Raw genomic sequence first — 1,111 nt, forward strand, 5'->3', positions numbered from 1 at the left:
CTAGGTGTAGGAGGTCATGACGTTGGCGACGCGGGCCGGGACGCGGCTGGCGGGTGGCTGGTCGGCGCAGGCGGTGTGGGGTCGATGGTAGTTGTAGTGGTTGACCCACACGTCGATGGCGTGCCGGCGAGCCGGTTCAGAGGCGTAGGGGCGGGCGTAAAGGACCTCGTCGACGAGCAGCCGGTTGTACCTTTCCACTTTCCCGTTGTGGCGGGGCGTGTAGGGGCGGATCCGCTGGTGCCGGGACGCGGCGGAGAGCACGGCCCGGGTGAAGTCCTTGGCCCGGTAGTTGTTCCCGTTATCGGTCACGACCCGCACGAGCCGGGTGATGCCGTGGGCGGTGAAGAACGCGACCGCCCGGTGGAAGAACCCGATCGTCGTCTTGGCGCGCTCGTCCTCGAGGGTCTCGGTGTACGCCAGCCTCGAGTACCCGTCGATCGCGGTGTGCACGAACGTGTACCCGACCCGGGTGGCGTGTTTGGCCCGGTCCTGAGCGGACCCACGGCCGTGGACCCACCACCCGCCGCCGTCCCGGAGTTTGCCGACCTTCTTCACGTCCAGGTGAACCATGTGCCCGGGGAACCGGGCGGTGATCTTGCCCGGTGCTCGGTTCGACTGCCCGGTCGGGTCCAGGTCCCGGCGTCGGGCGATCCCCAATCGTTCCAGCCACCGGGACACGGTCCGCAGGGCGCAGTGGTGTCCGCGGGCGGCCAGTTCGTGGTGGATACGCCGGGCGGACCACTTGTGCGCCCGCCGCCACGCCTCGATCAAGTCCACGACCGTCGCCGGCAGCCGGGACGGACGATTGATCGGTGCGCTGGACCGGTCCTCCAACGCCTCGATCCCGCCGTCGCGGTACCGGCCCACCCACACCGACAGGGTGGATCGGGCGATCCCGGCCTCGGCGGCGACATGGGCGATCGGGCGGCCCTGACCGGCCAGGACACGATCGATGAGCCGGAGTCGGCCGGCCGGGGTCAGCGGGGCGTTAGCGTGGGTCATGAAACGGGCTCCTTCTGCACGTGGATGGCTTCAGCACCTCCCATCGTGCCGACCAGGAGCCCGTTTCCTCATCCCCGCCCCACTGTCGGCAACGTCAGGACCCACAACA

The 1,111-nt window shown here is 69.5% G+C and carries 1 protein-coding gene; it reads right to left on the reverse strand.

All coding sequences use genetic code 11. The features are described from left to right. Window positions 1-1,002, reverse strand: a complete 1,002-nt coding sequence (locus tag V6N00_RS17180; RefSeq protein ID WP_334234324.1) for an IS481 family transposase — start codon at window positions 1,000-1,002, stop codon at window positions 1-3. Window positions 1,003-1,111 lie beyond the last annotated feature (109 nt).

Origin of the sequence: Tersicoccus mangrovi (assembly GCF_036881825.1) — a bacterium.
Lineage (GTDB): Bacteria > Actinomycetota > Actinomycetes > Actinomycetales > Micrococcaceae > Tersicoccus > Tersicoccus mangrovi.

Bases quoted from the DNA above. Each gene is read 5' to 3' on its own strand.
- V6N00_RS17180 (WP_334234324.1), bottom strand. From the start codon at position 1,002: ATGACCCACGCTAACGCCCCGCTGACCCCGGCCGGCCGACTCCGGCTC.